Here is a 17,573-nt window from a genome sequence, read left to right on the forward strand (position 1 = left end):
CATAATTAGTCACCCGGCTAAGCCACTCACTGATTACCTTGAGTCGCGGCACATTGCGCAGGGTCAAACACCGTTTTCCACTCTTTCTTCATATCGACGATGACCCAACCCTTTTGCGGTGCCAGTTTGAGCCCGCTAATAAGTTTGCCACTGGCGGGCGGATGCGCGTCGTAGGCATATTCACGCGCAGCATCGGTGTGATGAACCAGTAAACCAAAGGATTTGTACGTCGGATTCGCAGAGGTGTACTGAAGCATCGGCACATCGCCGTCGCTGTTACCGAAGGCACCGACCGGATACCGCCCCATGAACAGATGGATGGCGACCGGTTTCATCGCTTCGTCATCGTAAAACGCGCCGTTCATGGTTTTACGCAATTGCGTTCCGTTGTTTGTCAGAGAGAACTCACTCAGCGAAAAGGAGCCAACAACCTGTTCGGGCGGGATGCCGTACATTTTTTCGGCAAGTACGCGCATAAAATCGATGCCGCCGCCCGACACAATCCAGGTTTTGAACCCGTTAGCGCGCAGATAATCGAGCAGCTGGCGCATCGGCTGATAGCCGAGTTGATCATAGCGACAGCCGAAACGTGCATGCCGGTGGCTATCGACCCAGTTACTGACGCGCTGGCTAAATTCTTCCGTTGTCATACCGCTGTGTGTCAGAGCCATCAGCTGCATCAGCCCCTTTTTGCCAGCCTGAGCCACGGTTTTCATATCGTCGTTAATCACTGCCTGCACCAATGCATCGCTATTCCATTCCGGATGCTGCGGGGCGAGGCGTTTGATTTCATCTATCACGAACTGCAACTGGAAGGTCAGCGGCGCTTCCGGCCACAATGTGCCGTCATTATCAAATACCACATAACGTTGACTGACAGGAATGAAGTCCTTGCTCTTCGCTGTGGTGGTTTCGTTCACCCACGTCTCAATCGCCTGTTTGGCGTGACCATCATTCCAGGCACTGAGCGGGTCGTCTGCCGCAAAAGCCGGACCAATATGAGCAGTAATCAGCAATGCCAGCAGAGGTTTTAATTTCATCATCTTTTCCTTTTGGTCGGAATGAGGTCGGGCAGCGGGACGATCCGCCAGTATTCCCGCGTTTGATGGACCAGCCGTTGCAGGATATGGCTCAGGAGGTGCCGGAAAAAGAAACCCAGAAGCAGCAGCGCCAGTAGCGTCGCCGATCCCATAAACAGCGGCTTCCAGTGCGTCGGAGCACGCGCTTTCAGTGTCTGTTCACTGCCAGCCTGACGCGCAGCCGCAATGGTGTAATGCGCACCGGGTAATTCGGCCAGTTGCCACTGATGCTGGCGCGTATCCCACCAACGTAAACGCAAAGGCGGGACCACCAGTTCGCCTGGCTGAGAAGGCAGATAACGCAGCCGTTCTTTACGCTGCACGCCGACAATCTCATCCCGTCCTTGTGTCAGGTTGCTGTTGATCGGCGGCAAACGTTGCGCACCGGAACCGGGAATGGCATACAGCAGCTGCGGGATTTGCACCGCAATCACATCGGTGGCGCGCAATGTCACCACGCGCTCAATCACATCACCGACATGTAACTGCTTATCTTCAGTTGCGCAATAAAGTTGCCATTGCTGCGAGAGTTCAAGACTGCTGGCGGGTAAAAAACGGTCCGGCTGACGCACATCGGCGGGCCAGTTGACTGACTTCTGCAGGACCGGTAGCGACACCGTTTTTGGCGGCTGATTCGCCGAACGAATCACCACATCTGCTGCCGGAAAACGCAGGTCGCCCTGATCCCACGCCATAACCTGACGTTCCATGCGGATGCCGCTCCAGCTGATACCGTCGTTATTGCGCGTAACCAGTTGGTTGGGCAGCGGCGTGTTAAGCAGGTTTCCGTTTTCAATCACCATTTCCGGCCATTGCGGCGGCGGATTAAACCAGCTGTCCGTCCAGAAGGTCACAGCAATCGTGATCGGCTGTCCCGGCACCATTTGTTCCGGCGCAATCAACTCACGCGTCATGGTCATTTCGGCGCCCACTGGCAGGCTAAGATGTAATAGCAGACAAAGCAGAAGTCGCTTCATGGTGCCTCCGCCGGCGCTGAGTGGTAGAGATTTTCCAGTAAACCGCCGGGCGAAAGGGTCAGATTGCTGTACCACTGTTCAGCCGAGGGCGCGGCGGAGGCGATGGGCTTCATATCCAGCTGGTTCACGCCCTGATCGGGTTTGAGATCGTGCTTGATGGCGTCAGGGTCTTCATCTTTTTGCTCATGCTGATCTGCCTGCCGGTCGCGTTCTTTCTGTCGCAACTGCATGATGATATGAGCAATCTTCGCCCGGTTCTCCTGAGCTATTGGCCATTCAGGCCGTAAACTCAGTGCCTGATCGTAGCTGTTCAGCGCCTGCTGCCAGGATTTTTGCTGAGCATAACAGTTGCCAATCCACAACAGACTTTCAGCCGTGGCGGGAACCTGACGAAAAGCACCCAGCGCTGAGACGTAATCCTGCGCGTAATAGAAGGCAATACCCCGCCGCAACGGATCCTGAAAATGCTGTGCGGCGGCATCATAGTTACCGTGACTGAAAGCGAATTGTCCCTGTACATCGGGGCGGATCCAGGCGTCCACCAGTGCGGCTGAACTGCCGGGAGACCAGATAATTAACGGCAGCATCACGAAAGCCAGACAGAGCAGCTGTTGCCGCCACATCAGCAACAGCAGCAGCATGGGGATGACCAGCAGATAGCCGCTGTTCTTCCACTGCAGATCCTGTCTGCTGTTCTGTTGCGTCGTCACGCTCTGCTGAATGTTACCGTTGACCGCGCGCAGATCATCATCTTCGGCTGAGACCAGCGTCACCGGAATGCCGCCCTCGCGAATTTGCTCGAAGCGCGCGACGTTAAGTCGCGTATCAATGCCCTGCGACGCCTGCGCTTCCGGCAATCTGCCGCCGTTGGCCGTGCCCGCCACCCAGATCTGCAGCGGCAGATTTTGCTGCCGCAGCCAGTCTGCATCCTGTTGCGCGACACTATCAGCAACCAGTATCAGCGCGCGTGGAGCGTCAGGCGTTGAAGGCAGATTTTTAAGCGCAAGGGCAATCGCCTGCCGTAGTCCTGAACCCTCGCCCTGTGGCACCAGCGTGGGCTGCTGGGCCATCAGGAAGAGGTTATAAAAATCCGCATCATTGGTCAGTGGCGTGGTGAGCCAGGCATGCGCGCTGTAAACCACTAAACCAAAGTGGCTGCCAGGCAGTTGCGCCATCAGCGCGGCAATTTTCTGCTGCATACGCTGATGACGGTCAGGCGGCACATCCTGCGCCAGCATGCTGAGATCCTGCTGCATTATTACCATCACATTGTTTTCTGGCGTAAAGGCGGCAGGCAAGTCGCGTTGCCAGCTCGGGCCGGCTAACGCCAGAACACCTAAGGCAAACAGCCACGGCAGCACCTGTCGCGCCCGCACGCGCTGACCTTTTATCAACGCATCCGCAAACGGCTTGTCCATTACACGATGCCAGGCACTGCCTGAACGCTGGGCCAAAAGATAGAGCAGCGGACAAAGCAGCAAAACCAGTAATCGCCAGGGATAAATGAAGTGGAAATCGCTCATGTGCGTCGCCTCATCATGGTGCTGCTAATGGCAAACAGTAGTAGCACAAGTAGCGCGAGGGCTAACGGCCAGATAAAAAGCGGGCGATGCCAGGATAAACCTAGCGTTTTCACCTGTTGCGGCGTCTGCGCATCAATTTGCTGCCAGACCTGCGCCAGCGCATCGCGGTTGGTGGCGGTGCGCCACGCGTTACCGCCGGTGATATGAGCAATGTTTTCCAGCAGCGCCGTATCGACTTTATCCTCACCGCTGCTGTTAACATCGCCAAAGGCGATGGTGTGCACCATAACGTGATGCGCGGCGGCGAGTTGCGCAGCGAGCGTGGGTTGCAATTGAGAGGCGGTATCGTTGCCATCTGTCAGCAGAATCGCCATTTTAGACGCGTCGGCTTCTAGACTGTGATCCAGCAGTTTCACCGCCACGCCCAGCGCATCGCCTATTGCCGTTTGCTGACCAATCATGCCCGGTGCGAGCTGGCTGATGCGCGACTGTAGCGCCTGCTTATCTTCGCTGATCGGCGCAAAAGGCCACGCCTGACTGGCAAAAATAACCAGACCGATACGATCATTTTTGCGCTGGCTGATAAAGGTACGCACCGTTTGCTGAACCGCCTGTAAGCGCGACTGACCATTCTGACCGTCGTTTTTTTCCATTGAGCCGGAAACATCGAGAATCAGCACAATATTGCGCATGGGTTTTATCAGCGTTTTTGGCGGCATCAGATATTCCGGCCGGGCAAGTGCAGCAATCATTAATATCCATACCGCCCAGAACAGCAGCCGATATTGCCAGCTGGCTTGCGGTGCGGGCGCTGAGAGTTGAAGGGCTTCAGCCAGTTCCGGTAAAAAAGGGACCCGAACCTGTTCAGTCACTGGCTGCTTTGCAGGAAGCAGATAATGAGTCAGCAACGGTAAAAACAGCAGCACGCCCGCCCACGGCCAGGCAAAATCGATGCGCGAAATAAACTCAGACATAAGGCAGCGTCTCCAGCCAGTGGCGTAACTGCTGAGAAATACGCTGATTGATACTGCTTTCCAGCTGATTGTCCGGCTGACAATAGTGACGACACATCAACGTGCGCAATTCTTCGTCCAGCGATGTCTGTGCCAGAAGTTGTTCAGGCGTTTGCCACTGGCTGACTTGGGCGCGCGGGTGTTGCACCAGCAGCACCCGCTTAATCAGTGCAATCCAGCCATCTACCTGCTGTTGCTCAAGCTGTTTTCTCGCTTCGCGGCGCCAGCGATTGCGGCGAAAGCGGGCTAGCCCTATCAGCAGGGCAATTGACATCGCCAGCAACAGCATCACGCCGAGCACCATCCAGCCTGCCGGTAACGGGAACCATGAGGCGGCGCCAGGTAAAGCAGGATGTGCCAGTTCCGGCGTGCTAAATCCTTTTGCCAGCATGCACGTCCTCCTGTTGAAGCTGCGGCAGAATCACCTCACCGGTAACCACGGTTTTTACCGTGACGCCCAGGCGCTGTAACCGGCGCTGCTGCTGCGACAGACGCTCGGTGACGCTTTGGTGAACCCGATCGCTGAGCTGTGAGGTGAGATTGAGTGTGGTGCTGACGTCCTGGTAATAAGCCGCCAGTTGGCCGCGCGGCGGCAGGCGGCGATGAAGATCATCAAGCGTGACGTAGGCGGTAATTTCGCAACGGCGGCGCAGGTGAGCCAGCACCGCATCACAGCGCGCATCAAGGTCGTGAAAATCACTGATAATCCCCAACCAGCAGCCGGAGGGCAGCAGTCGGACGATACGTTGCAGCGCGTCTGACAGGGAGACGGTTTGGCGAGGGTGTTGCGCATAATGTGCGGGAAGCTGTGCATTGATGCGTTGAAGGTCAGTAAGGATCGGCATCAGGTTGCGTTTAGGCGCGCGACACGGATGCAGCGCCAGTTCATCATCGCCCAATATCGCGCAGCCCAGCCGATCACCATCATGCCAGCTTCGCCATGCCAGCAATCCGGCAATATTCCCGGCGGCCACTGATTTCATCTGCAGCCGGGTACCGAAGTACATCTCCAGACGCTGATCCACAAGAAGGAATACCGGGCGTTCGCGCTCTTCATTATAGAGGCGGACCCAAGGTGTACGCAGGCGCGCGGTGGCTTTCCAGTCAATCAACCTGATGTCATCGCCCGGCTGATAGCGACGCAGGCTGTCGAAGTTCAGGCCGCGTCCCTGGTGGCGGGATACGCGCTCACCGGTTAACGCGCCGGGTGAGATTTGCCCCGGCGGATTATCGAGTCGCTGAGCGTCACCAGCCAGCGCCATCAGATCGGCCATTTCCAGCGTCAGCGGCTGCGGCATCATGCCACCACTGCATTAAGAAGCATGGCGATCGCCTGATCGGCCGTGCAGTTATCGGCGTTGGCCTGATAGCTCAGCAGCAGTCGATGGCGCAGCACGGCCGGTGCGATGCGTTGAATATCTTCTGGCAACACCGCATCACGACCATCCAGCCACGCGCAGGCGCGACCACAGCGATCCAAGGCCAGCGTACCTCGCGGGCTGATGCCGAGGCTGATATAACTCGCAAAGGCATCGCTGACCTGATCGGGATGACGCGTCATTTCCACCAGATTAACGATATATTGCTCGACGGTGGGTGCCACATAAACCGTGGCAATTTCACGCCAGCAATCGGCGATGTTCTGTTGGCTGATCAGCAAGCCAGTTTCTGGTGGCGGCGTTTCATGCTGCGCAGCCTGGTATTTTGCCTGCTGCTCAGCACGCACCAGCTGCATCACCAACTGCTCATTCTCTTTCGATGGGTAATCAACGATCACCTTCATCAGAAAACGGTCGAGTTGGGCTTCGGGTAACGGCCAGGTGCCTTCCTGATCGACCGGGTTTTGTGTCGCCAGCACCATGAATATCCCCGGCAGCGGCCAGGTTTTGCCCGCAACGGTCACGTGGCGCTCTTCCATAGCCTCCAGCAGCGCCGACTGCACGCGGGCTGAGGCACGGTTGATCTCATCAGCGAGGATAATGTTACCGAATACCGGCCCGGGACGAAAACGAAACTGATCCTCTTCGCGCGTGGCATTTTGCTGGTAAATTTCGCTGCCGGTAATGTCGGAAGGCAGCAGGTCTGGCGTGAACTGAATGCGACGGAATTCGCCTTCGATGTGACGCGCCAGTTCCCGCACCGCACGGGTTTTCGCCAGACCCGGTAAGCCCTCCAGCAGCACATGTCCGTCACACAGCAAGGCGACGATCAGCATCCGCACCAGCTCCTGCTGTCCAATCACCTGCTGATTCATACTGGCTTCCAGCGCCAGCAGCTTTTCACGATTATTCATTAGGCAGGTTCCACCGTCTGACGTTCCAGCAGCGTGGCGATGCCTACCAGCATCGGCTGCGCATAATCAAAGAACGCTTTAATGCCGGGGCAGAGATAATTCATGCCCAGCTCGCCTTCTTCGCTCCTGACGATGCGGTTTTTCGGGCATTCGCCATAACAGAGTTTCAGGTAAGGACAGCGTTTGCAGGCAGCGGGCAGCGTATCGCGCTTACCTAAACCAAAGGCTTTTTGCCGCTCGGAAAAGGCCATGTGCGCCAGTTTGGTGTTCTGCACATTGCCTAATTTGTATTCGGGATAGACGTAGTGATCGCAGGAGAAGATGTCGCCATTTTTCTCAATCGCCAGACCTTTGCCGCAAAACTCGGAGGTGACACAAATTTGCGCGGGCATGCCCATGGTCTGCGCCACCGCGGTTTCAAACAGATTGACCTGCACGCGGCCTAAATCGTTGTTCACCCACTCTTCGAAAACCGCAATCAGAAAGCGTCCCCAGTCATCCGGATCGACAGACCAGTCGGTGACGATGGAGTCGAGATCGCCGGGGCGCGCGCGGCGTGAACCAGTTACCGGGATGGTGACGTCGTGCCAGAACTGCGGAGCCGTTTGCTTGAAATCAACCGGCTCAACGCAGGGGTTGAACTGGATATAGGTGGCACCCAGTTCGCGCGTCAGAAAACGATAAACCTCAAGCGGGAAGCGCGCGTTGGTGCGGTTGACGGTAACCAGAGCGTTAAAGGGAACATGATGACGCTTCAAGGCGGCAACGCCCGCCATCACTTTTTCAAACGTGGGTTTACCGCTGCGCGTCACGCGGTAGCGATCGTGCAATTCAGCCGGGCCATCAATCGAAATGCCGACCAGGAAATTGTGCTGACGCAGAAAGCGCGCCCAGTGGTCATTTATCAGAATACCGTTGGTCTGCAGATCGTTTTCAATGCGCTGACCCGGTTTCTGATATTTCTTTTGCAGTACCACGATTTTTTCAAAGTACTCCAGCCCCATCAGTGTCGGTTCGCCGCCTTGCCAGGAGAAAACCACCTGCTCGCCATCCTGGCTGTCGATATATTGTCGGATGAAGGTCTCCAGCACCTCATCGCTCATGCCGCTGTGTCTGTCCTGTTCCAGTAGCTGTTCTTTATGCAGGTAAAAGCAGTAGTTGCAGTCGATATTGCAGCGTGACCCGGTGGGTTTTGCCATCACGTGAAAGCGTCGGGTGTAAGCCGGCCCCTTGCCACTGAACTTTTCCGCCGTAGGCAGCGGTTTAACCGGCAACGTTGTGCTGTATTTCATGAACGCCTCCTGAATACCGGGTGAAGTAGTTCACCCGGTGTTGTGGTCAGAGCATCAGTTGGTAGCCGGACTGCCTTCCTCGATGAGTTTCGAAACATCAGACACGGTGAATGAACCCGGTTTCTGACGCGGCGGGAACTCTTTGAAGCTTTGCAGCATTTCAGTGGCATATTTCTGCGCACCGCCCAGCAGGAACAGGCGGTCATAGAACCAGTGGTTGTAATCCATGCCATCGGTACCTTTTTCCAGCGGATCGATTTTCAGATCAAAGATCAATGGCACACGCAGTTTGACGAACGGGTATTTCCACACATCCATGCCTGAACGTTCCTGAATCATGAAGTGTGCCTTCCAGCGACCGTAGCGCATCGCCAGCAGATCACCGTCATCACTCCAGTAGAAGAATTCTTTGCGCGGATCCTCCTGCGTTTTACCGGTGATGAAATCAAGCTGGTTATAACCATCCAGATGCACTTTGTAGGTCATAGCACTGGTTTTATAACCCTTGAGTAACTGCTGTTTAATGTCCGGCACGCCCGCTGCAGCAACCAGCGTCGGGAACCAGTCATTACTGCCGAAGATGTCATTGATCAGCGTGCCTGGCTTAATATGCCCCGGCCATTTGACCATCGCCGGTACGCGGAACCCGCCTTCCCAGCCGGTGTTTTTCTCACCACGGAACGGTGTGATACCGGCATCTGGCCAGGTGGCCGTCATCGGGCCGTTATCGGTGGTGTAAACAACAATGGTGTTGTTTTCAATGCCGAGGTCTTTGATTTTCTTCAGTACTTCACCGACGATTTTGTCGTGCTCCACCATTCCGTCAGCGTAGTCACCCAGTCCGGTCACGCCTTTATCGGCCGGTTTTATATGGGTTTTGTTATGCATACGCGTGGTGTTGTACCAGGTGAAGAACGGCTTGTTGGCTTTGACCTGCCGCTCCATAAAGTCGTTGTTTGCCGCCAGCGTCTCTTCATCCACGGTTTCCATACGCTTGACGTTGAGTGGACCCGTGTCCTCAACTTTCCCGTCCGCGCTGGACTTAATGACGCCACGCGGGCCGAACTGTTTTTTGTATTCAGGATCTTGCGGGTAATCCGGGTTCTCCGGTTCCTCTTCCGCATTCAGATGGTAAAGGTTACCCATAAACTCATCGAAACCATGCGCGGTAGGCAGAAACTCGTTGCGGTCACCAAGGTGGTTCTTACCAAACTGGCCGGTAGCGTAGCCAAGCTGCTTGAGGATGCTGGCAATGGTAGGATCTTCTTTCTGCAGTCCCTGCGGTGCGCCGGGCATGCCAACTTTACTCATCCCGGTACGGAACGGCATCTGTCCGGTAATGAAGGATGAACGGCCGGCTGTGGAGCTTTGCTCTGCATAGTAAGAAGTGAACTTGGCTCCTTCGGCCGCAATGCTGTCGATATTGGGCGTCTGGTAGCCCAGCATTCCCTGATTGTAGGTACTTAGGTTCCAGTACCCGATGTCATCACCAAATATCACGACAATGTTGGGCTTCTGATTGTTTTGCTCCGGCGCCGTCGTAGTATTGCTGGCCTGGGCTGCATAAGCGCTGGTCGCACAGCAGGCAACAGACAACATCGAGGCGAGCAGCGATTTGCAAAATGGCACTTTTGACATTTCTGTGCTCCAGATAAGTGGACTCTCGTAGGAAAGGCATAGGTATCGCCCGCCCGGTCAAATCGTTCGACAGTAAGTTAAGTGATGCGCCTCCTTAGTTGGCCGAGTCAGAACGTCCGGCTGTAGTTGATGCCAAAGAAATAGAGAGCAGGAGTGTCATAGCGGCCTTTGACCAGCGGCGATGCGACCTGTGACGAGTCAATGTGCGCGTATTCGAAGGCGGCGCCGATACTGCTGTCAGGATCGAGTGGGTAACGCGCGCCAACGCCCCAGCGCCAGGTATCGCCAGACGGCATCGTCAGAGAGGTATCCTGCTGGTTGCGGTAGAAGCTGCTGTCAAAGGCAACGCCGGTGTTTAACGTCCAGTCAGCAGAGAGTTTGAACTGGGTGCCGAGTGCGAGGTGCCAGGTATCACGCAGACGCCCGTTGTCGCCCACCTGATTGCCCGCCACGGTTATTTCGCTGTTGCTGTAATCGCTCCAGTCCTGCCATCCCGCATCCCCCATGACAGCCCAGCGATCGTTCAACTGATGGAAAAAGCTGAGCATGATTTGTTGGGGTGTATTGACGGTGGCTGCAACAGGCAACGTCCAGGAAGGGGAATTATTCAGCTGGTCAAGACGGACTGTGTTGTTAACGTTGAAATGATAATTGGTCCGGCTGTTATAAGTTAATCCGGCACGCGTTTGTGGGGTAAACTGCCATAACGCACCTATTTTGCCGTTGAGCGCCCAGTCATGATCGGATAGCTCATCGCCCCGGGCGCGCTTGATTTTCAGCAGGCCATAGTTGATCCCGACACCCGCACCCAGCGACAAGGCATCATTGATTTGCCACGCCAGCGCGGGCATCAGCGTTACGGCCAGCAGCGTGCTGTCTTTAATCAGATTGTCACCAGCCCAGTCACCGAAATGCAGGCCGAGGCCATAATTGCCATAGAATCCTAATCCGGCACTGACGGTCGGGCTGATCCGTTGCGTGTAAAAAGCACTTCCGCCGGGAAACCAGCCAATTACATTGCCGGGGCTGTTGCCGCTGAGTTTTGCGTCATCATCAAGGCGGTACGGGGCATCTCCATAAAGTGCCTGGGCACCCACTGTGAGCATTTTCTCTGGCAACAGAGTCATGCCAGCAGGATTGGTAAATAGCGTTGAGGCATCCTGCGCACGCGCCGCCTGACCGGCACCAGCCAGCCCTATATCGTCAGTGCCAATTTCATATAGATAAAGTCCACTTGCGTAAGCAGATGAAAGGTTAAATAAAAAGGCCATGGCGATTATTTTGCGCATGAAACTCTCGCTTAAAACATTGACGAACAGTGCGTTACATGAATGCGAAAAATCGATTAACAACCCGTATCAGCCATGACAAAGCCTGGCTAATATCAGTTATCACTGGTGTAGGGAAAAGAAAGGTTGGGAAACTCGGCGAAGCCAAACCTGCAGTTTACCTGCAGAAATTATCTTTTATTTACAGTTTGATATTTAAGTTAGCGGGTTTTTACCTTTCGACAAGGGGGGGGTTAGAAAATTAATAAGTTACATGTTAAAAATATGATTTATCTCTAAATTATGAGGCTGCGTCATCTAAAAAGGACATTGTTGTTTAATGTATTGATTTAATTCACTTATCCCATTACTGTGGTATAAGTAAGCCAAAAGTTATAATTTTAATTTCGTTACTTTTCAATGGGTAATGTGAAATGAGTTGTAAGGTGTTTTTAGGATTTTCGCCATAATGAAGCTTGCTTTAAAATTTGCATTTTTGCTCATTAATTTGAACGCCTCGCTCATTGTAAAACCAAAAACCCAGGGCTAAACATTCATGTATGGTAGAGGTTTTGTTGAAAACGCCTACAACTCTCCGGTCCTAAAGAGGATTATTGTAAATGGCACATCTGTAAAAATAATTATTTGATTTTATTGAATTCTAAGCTAAAGATTTTAGGGTAGTGAAAAGGCTCTGGGTTTTAAAAAAATCATTCAAAGGATTAAATAATGAGAAAGTTATCTGTAAGCATGATATCTCTTGCATTAACGACTCTGACTTGCTCATCGGCGTTAGCTGCCAAGGAGATTTCTAAGGAGGAGGCAAAACAATATGAGAAGATCGGAGAAGTGAGCACGACCAAGGAATACACTGCACCCTCCGATGCAGTGAAAGATATTTCGCAGAAAGCTGATGAAACGGGTGGAAAATATTTCGTCATTACATCAGGTAATGAAGACGATAAAATTCGTGGCGCCGCGACAGTTTATAAATGACAGCATTTGTAATACCCTAGGTTACAGGGCATTCATCCTTGCGAGCTTTAATTAACCCTGTTGGTTTTTATTAACCATAAAAATTAAATCTGTAAAAAGAAGAAGTAATATCTTAACGCTGAAATAATTAATTTCTTCTAATCATATGATTCATCTCTTATTTAGCTAGAATGTTGCTATGTCGGCCCCTCGCTTATAGTTGACCTTATCAGGACGCTAAGGAAAGTTTACTTATCAAGATTTTTTATCTGAGCCTTTTTCGAGAGTAGTTAGAGCCTAGGATTTAGTGAATGGAAATAAATGGAATCACTTATGGTGTTCATATATATCCATATATCATACCCTGAAATTTTCCATATTACAGTTAAGTTATGGGCCGACAAATACCTCCTGATATTATCGCTTAAATGTTAGTAAGGCACTGCTCATCGGGTGACAGAATATGATGGAATGTAATATCCGTCTTCGAGCTAATTCAGCTAGAATTATTTGTCTGGTTTTAAACTCAGCTTTTTCAGCGCTATTTCAACTTTTTCAGCATCCTGCTCTACAATGGCTTTCTCATCCGGCGTCAGTGGGACTTCTTCAAGATAGCGCCTGATCGATGATTTACTCTCGAGTATAAGACCACGAGCGCTGTCCTTCAGCAGGTTAAAGTCGCAACCGATGCAGGCCATCCGGTGCTGACAGCTGCTCCAGAAGGGATTCGTGCAGTAGGAGTCGCCCAAATCATAATACGTCGCGGGGCCGGTCAGGCTGGCGGCTTCAGGATCATGGTCTATCAGCACGCTTATCATGTGAGCAACCCTGTCAGCCTTGACGAACGAGGCAGCCAGTTGAGTCGGACGGATACGAAGATAGTGCATCGTAGACTGAGGCGTTGAATGTCCGGTCCACTGCATCAGTTCATACAGCGACATCCCCTGCGGAACGCTCGCCAGCGCGGTCACTGCCGATGCTCGTCCCCGGTGGCTGGTTATTGTGCCGCCGCTGTCTTCTGTGGGTACGCCGGCTCTTGCACATAACATCGGTATCAGCGTACGGTTCATGATAGCGCTGCCAGCGGGCTTCCCCCGGTACTGAAACAGAAGCCGGACTTTCTCACCGGTCCGCTCATCAGACAGCATGGCCTGTTCTGTCGGGCGTTCAGCCAGCCAGATATCGACATATTTTTTCACCACAGCCGCCACGGGTTTAACATAGGCTTTTGAGGTCTTCCCGGCGGGGATATGCAGGTAGCACAGGGTTCCGGCAGGGATAACGCTGCCGTCATCTTTCACAATTTCATCCGCCTGAGGCGTGATACACCCGGTAGTCAGACGGAGTAGCTCGTTTTTCCGCAGCCCCGCATGGGTCCAGATAACGGCCATAGCCTGCAGCATGGCCAGCGGATAATGTATTTCAGTGAGCAGATCTTCCTGACGCAGATTGAGGCTGGCCCAGATGAGCTTAAGCCATACCGGATCGTCAATAACCCGTGGATTGACGCCACGGCGGAACAGGGGCGTGTCGGGCGTGGAAAGATGGCGCGAAGGGCTGAAGCGAAGCCGGCCCCAGCCCCAGTTTTCATAATCAATCATAAAACGGCGCAGTGAATAGATAAAATTCGCCCTTGAATGCGGCATCATGGGCTCGCCGGAGCGAGCCGACTTTCTGGTGCCCCTCTCGGTGCCAAGCTGAAGTTCATCCACGTTCATCCGGCCAACCGCCGCAATGAAGCTGGCGCAGGTCTCCATCGTCCAGTCTGCCGGTTCCCGCACCTCCGGATGCTCCCGGGTCAGCCAGAGACCACAGCGCAGAGCAAAGCTGTACTGGGTTTCGCGGGTGCGCGGCCTGAGTACTGACGTCTCCCGCCAGCGCCGGCACCAGTGCACCCAGGCCGGATCGATACCTTCCACCGGCTTCTCGTACCACTTCGTATAGTTTCGCATCCTCATCGGGGCGCTGATAATGCCCAGCGCGGCGAGCGCATGTGAAACCCGACCGACATACCGGGAAGTCCCTGCCTCCATGCCGGACTGGACCTGCCAGAGGAGTTCCGGCGTAAATGACTCAAGGCGGGGATCCCTGTTCACGATCATCAGCGTTGCCAGTATGCCCGATGTGTGCTGTTTCTGGCTTCCCGCGGCATAACCCAGTGACGTCAGCGTATCGGTCAGCCGGTGCAGCTCCTGATAATAAAAATTCTGACCGAAGATGGCGCAGGCATAGAGGGCGGGTTTCCGGATATCAGGGAGGCTGAGCGTGTCATGCAGACCTCCCAGGTGCCAGGCAAAAGCGGCCATCAAGGGGCGACCCTCCCTGACTTCCCGGCAGAGCGTCTGCCAGCTTTCCCGTGGCCAGCACCAGCAGGGAACGCCGGATAAATGCATTTCGCGCAGCAGTCTCGCTATCACCAGGCCGGCGATTTTGCTGCTGCATCCGCTTGCGGCGGCAATATCCGTCAGCGGCCTGATAAAATCAGGTCCGGGATTCATACGTAACATACCGGACCGGCTGTGAGAGCTGGCCAGCGCCGTCCGTTCATCGGGAGTCAGTGACGGCTCAAGCCGGTATTCATCAATGCTGAAGGCACGCCAGCTGATTCCGGTCGGTGTGCTTGTTCTCATGTTAACTCTCCTGGCTGAAAATGAGGTTCGCCATTCTGATATCTGCCGTTTCTATCGCGCCCGCCATCCTGGCGGCGAGATCCCGGCCCGAAAGGTGGATGTAAATCTGGGTAGTCCCTGGATCGCGGTGTCCCGCATAGGTCGCCAGCTCGTGCAGCTTCCAGCCTGCGCGGGCCAGATGTGTGAGGCGAAGGTGCCGAAAGGTATGTGTTGAAATGTCCGGTAGCCCTGAAACCAGTGCCCAGTTCCGTACCGTTTTGCTCCAGGTCCAGAATGAGAGCGGCGCGCCCTGATTACGGTCGGACTCAGAACGGAACAGAGCACCTTTTGTGATCCCCTCCCGCTTCATCTGCAAAAGATGAGCTGCCAGCACGGGTGCCACGGCCGGGTTGTAACAGACGATGCGTTCACGCCGGCTCTTGGTGGTTTCTGCCCGGATACGGATAAGCCGGTGTGCAAAGTCGAGGTCGTCGACACTCAAGGAGGTAATTTCAGATCGTCGCAGCGCGCCGTAATAGGTCAAGGCCAGCATCAGGCGATCACGAAGCGGGGATGAGGCAGCATGAAAAAGAAAAGCCTCCCACTGCGCATCATCAGGGATCCGTGGCAGCTTCACGACGCGAGGAACCAGCCCTCTGCCGGAACTCAGCATGCCTGGCGTGCCGGAACGGGGCAGCGGATTCACCAGACAGAGATCCTGGTACATCAGAAAGTCATACCAGAGGCGGATCGCCGACAGGCGCAGCTGGAGCGTGGCGCTGGCCACGGGAAAGGGCATACCGGGTAACTGAGGGCTGATATAGGCGGCCAGATCTTCAAACCGGGCCTTTTCAGGTTCAATTCCGTTCTCGCTGCAGAACGCAAAGTAATGGCGGAGTGCACTGCGGTAGGCTGTGAGCGTGGCCTGCGCACGACCCAGATCGGATAACAGCTTCAGCCAGCGCTCGGCCAGTAACAGAGCATGTGCATTTGGTGGGATCAGCATTGCAGTTTACCTCTGACAGCATCTTGGCTGCTTAAAGCTTACTCAATCAATGTTGCATTCCACTTAACTTACTAGAGCGCATAATTAGAACTAAATACATGAACTTTATCAGGAAAATCCCGATTTTTTATCTGGAACCAGGGTGCACCCATAGGAATGCCTATTTTTTTCGCGGATACGTTGCGTGCGATCACACAGCCGTCGTGGTATCTGAATGTCGCTAACAGTTAGTTATATGTAACAATCTAATTTTAATTACTATTTAATTGCTATCTTTTTCTGTGTGTTTGGTCTCGGTGTGTAGACCCTGAGCCCACAATCCTGTCCGATTCGTGCCAAAACCGGAAATTGCCATAGTGGTTTGTGTGAGTCAACGCGGAGCAGGTCATAGGAAAAAACGATTCTTGTGCAAGAGAATATATAAATATAAAATTAAATCTTACCATTCCTGACCATCAAGGAAGCATCTCTGTATATATTCGATAAATATGGTTCTTTCTCATTTTGGCGGAGTTTTTCTAATGTAGAGATGGTTGCTTTTCTTGTCACTTCATGACCAGAATTAATAAGTTGGCGTACTGCTTTATGAATAGCGTCAGAAACCAGCATGTGTCTGTCATTATCTTTATGCATAATTGCCCATTAAAGTGAGATAACTCTGACGAACAGATCTTCCGGAAATTAAATTTATCGGATTCCTGTAATTATCGAAAATGACTTTAACCAGTGAAAGTAACAATACTTACTACCCATCCGTTTCCTTTCGCAACATTAACTAGAAATCTATTCATAGAGATAACCATATAAAGTTATCAACAACCCTTTACTTAGGGGGGCAATCTAACATATAAATAAAACCCTCAAAATATTTGTGCTTTCACACATCAGCACGATTTATAATTAATTCGGCATTCTGATGACCGGGGGGAAGCGACATCCAGAAAGTCACATCCATGGATATCTCATACTCCGCATGTGATTCGACAAAAAAGTGAGTGCCCCCTTGGGATTGACCACCATAGAGCCAACCGCCTTGAACTTCACCCGACTTAAATTGAACAACACATTCCTGCTTAAGCCCCTGAATTTGCTCATTAATATCAACCCATTCAAGTATATGACGCATGTTTTCATCCTATTGGATATTTTCTTACTGATAAAAAGAGCTGGCTCATCAACTGATGAAGACTGAGTTAACTGTCTTTTCTATTCAGCTTCCAGTACGAACAGCACTTTACAATGCGGGCAGATCATAGCCTGTCCACGCCGTTGTTTTTCCAGAGATTGCACTGCATTTCTTTTGCAAACGGGGCATTTTATATTCGCCTCAGTCCGCACGAAAAATTTTACAAACGGGTTTGACCATTGCATAAATCACTTCCTGGTGTTGAGATATCATTCTAGCATGAATATTTACTATTCATTAACCTTATCACTCCAAATTGTCCTTTTTTTCTCAATGTACTATTTTTGTTGTATATATATTTTTAGTATAAAAACACGGAAATTAAAGAAAATTAAATCGTGATTCACACTATACTTTAATAAGGCATAGGTTTATTTCCACGTGTCTGGGATCTGGTTTTAATCTTGCCACGTAGTTTTCAAAGCGAGTTATTTATGTTACATATGATGCCATTATGAAAAAAAAGCACACCTCTTAACCTGTTTACATAACACAATCACAACGGGAAATACCTCATGAAAAAGACGCATTTCCTGCGAAAATGTTGCCTTATCAGGACAACCAACAGGATATTTTTTCTGATGCAGAAATGGATCGCTATAACGATCGCATGTCACGGAGTCATAAATTCGGAACAATCAGGCCATGCTTTGCCCCGGATGCAAGGCTCTGTTTATCTCCCTGGCTCGACCTAAAACCGCAGACCAGAGCCCA

General features: G+C 52.5%; 16 protein-coding genes. 1 reads left to right on the forward strand and 15 read right to left on the reverse strand.

From position 1 onward, the window contains the following. Positions 1-26 precede the first annotated feature (26 nt). From RCF31_RS25230 to RCF31_RS25275, 10 genes are all read right to left on the reverse strand, one after another. Entirely contained in the window at positions 27-1,040 is a 1,014-nt protein-coding gene (locus RCF31_RS25230) for an HAD family hydrolase (RefSeq protein WP_416414411.1), read from the reverse strand. After that, on the reverse strand, positions 1,040-2,056 hold the full coding sequence (locus tag RCF31_RS25235) for an oxygen tolerance domain protein (protein WP_416414413.1): 1,017 nt from the start codon (positions 2,054-2,056) through the stop codon (positions 1,040-1,042). The genes RCF31_RS25230 and RCF31_RS25235 overlap by 1 nt, the downstream gene beginning before the upstream one ends. After that, entirely contained in the window at positions 2,053-3,579 is a 1,527-nt protein-coding gene (locus RCF31_RS25240; protein ID WP_416414414.1) for a VWA domain-containing protein, read from the reverse strand. Before RCF31_RS25240 ends, RCF31_RS25235 begins: the two co-directional genes overlap by 4 nt. After that, a complete protein-coding gene (locus RCF31_RS25245) occupies positions 3,576-4,553 on the reverse strand; it encodes a VWA domain-containing protein (RefSeq protein WP_416414416.1) in 978 nt (325 codons plus the stop codon). Before RCF31_RS25245 ends, RCF31_RS25240 begins: the two co-directional genes overlap by 4 nt. Further along, positions 4,546-4,983 (reverse strand): DUF4381 family protein, encoded by a 438-nt coding sequence (locus RCF31_RS25250; protein ID WP_416414417.1) that lies wholly within the window; start codon positions 4,981-4,983, stop codon positions 4,546-4,548. Before RCF31_RS25250 ends, RCF31_RS25245 begins: the two co-directional genes overlap by 8 nt. After that, positions 4,964-5,890 carry a DUF58 domain-containing protein gene (locus tag RCF31_RS25255; RefSeq protein WP_416414538.1) on the reverse strand — a complete coding sequence of 309 codons (927 nt, stop codon included), beginning with the start codon at positions 5,888-5,890 and terminating at the stop codon, positions 4,964-4,966. The genes RCF31_RS25250 and RCF31_RS25255 overlap by 20 nt, the downstream gene beginning before the upstream one ends. After that, positions 5,890-6,885, reverse strand: a complete 996-nt coding sequence (locus RCF31_RS25260) for an AAA family ATPase (RefSeq protein ID WP_416414418.1) — start codon at positions 6,883-6,885, stop codon at positions 5,890-5,892. The genes RCF31_RS25255 and RCF31_RS25260 overlap by 1 nt, the downstream gene beginning before the upstream one ends. After that, a complete protein-coding gene (locus RCF31_RS25265; protein WP_416414420.1) occupies positions 6,885-8,177 on the reverse strand; it encodes an anaerobic sulfatase maturase in 1,293 nt (430 codons plus the stop codon). The genes RCF31_RS25260 and RCF31_RS25265 overlap by 1 nt, the downstream gene beginning before the upstream one ends. A gap of 54 nt (positions 8,178-8,231) precedes the next feature. Further along, positions 8,232-9,815, reverse strand: coding sequence for an arylsulfatase (locus tag RCF31_RS25270; protein ID WP_416414421.1), 1,584 nt, complete (start codon positions 9,813-9,815; stop codon positions 8,232-8,234). Positions 9,816-9,922: 107 nt separating this feature from the next. Beyond that, positions 9,923-11,104 carry an OmpP1/FadL family transporter gene (locus tag RCF31_RS25275; RefSeq protein WP_416414423.1) on the reverse strand — a complete coding sequence of 394 codons (1,182 nt, stop codon included), beginning with the start codon at positions 11,102-11,104 and terminating at the stop codon, positions 9,923-9,925. Between the two features lie 708 nt (positions 11,105-11,812). Between RCF31_RS25275 and RCF31_RS25280 the strand changes: the two genes are divergently transcribed. Next, positions 11,813-12,079, forward strand: a complete 267-nt coding sequence (locus RCF31_RS25280) for a YdgH/BhsA/McbA-like domain containing protein (protein ID WP_416414424.1) — start codon at positions 11,813-11,815, stop codon at positions 12,077-12,079. Positions 12,080-12,564: 485 nt separating this feature from the next. On the opposite strand, the gene RCF31_RS25285 is transcribed toward RCF31_RS25280, so the two are convergent. The 5 genes from RCF31_RS25285 to RCF31_RS25305 form a co-directional block, all read right to left on the reverse strand. Continuing rightward, entirely contained in the window at positions 12,565-14,688 is a 2,124-nt protein-coding gene (locus RCF31_RS25285; RefSeq protein ID WP_416414425.1) for a tyrosine-type recombinase/integrase, read from the reverse strand. Position 14,689: 1 nt separating this feature from the next. Further along, positions 14,690-15,673: a tyrosine-type recombinase/integrase gene (locus tag RCF31_RS25290; RefSeq protein WP_416414426.1), complete on the reverse strand. Its 984-nt coding sequence runs from the start codon at positions 15,671-15,673 to the stop codon at positions 14,690-14,692. Positions 15,674-16,105: 432 nt separating this feature from the next. Continuing rightward, positions 16,106-16,306, reverse strand: a complete 201-nt coding sequence (locus tag RCF31_RS25295; RefSeq protein WP_416414427.1) for a hypothetical protein — start codon at positions 16,304-16,306, stop codon at positions 16,106-16,108. Between the two features lie 244 nt (positions 16,307-16,550). After that, complete coding sequence (locus tag RCF31_RS25300; RefSeq protein ID WP_416414428.1) at positions 16,551-16,799, reverse strand: hypothetical protein; 249 nt, start codon at positions 16,797-16,799, stop codon at positions 16,551-16,553. Between the two features lie 80 nt (positions 16,800-16,879). Next, positions 16,880-17,044 carry a YnfU family zinc-binding protein gene (locus RCF31_RS25305; protein WP_313684631.1) on the reverse strand — a complete coding sequence of 55 codons (165 nt, stop codon included), beginning with the start codon at positions 17,042-17,044 and terminating at the stop codon, positions 16,880-16,882. Positions 17,045-17,573: the final 529 nt, after the last annotated feature.

It is taken from the genome of Pantoea sp. App145 (assembly GCF_047947045.1).
Classification (GTDB): domain Bacteria; phylum Pseudomonadota; class Gammaproteobacteria; order Enterobacterales; family Enterobacteriaceae; genus Pantoea.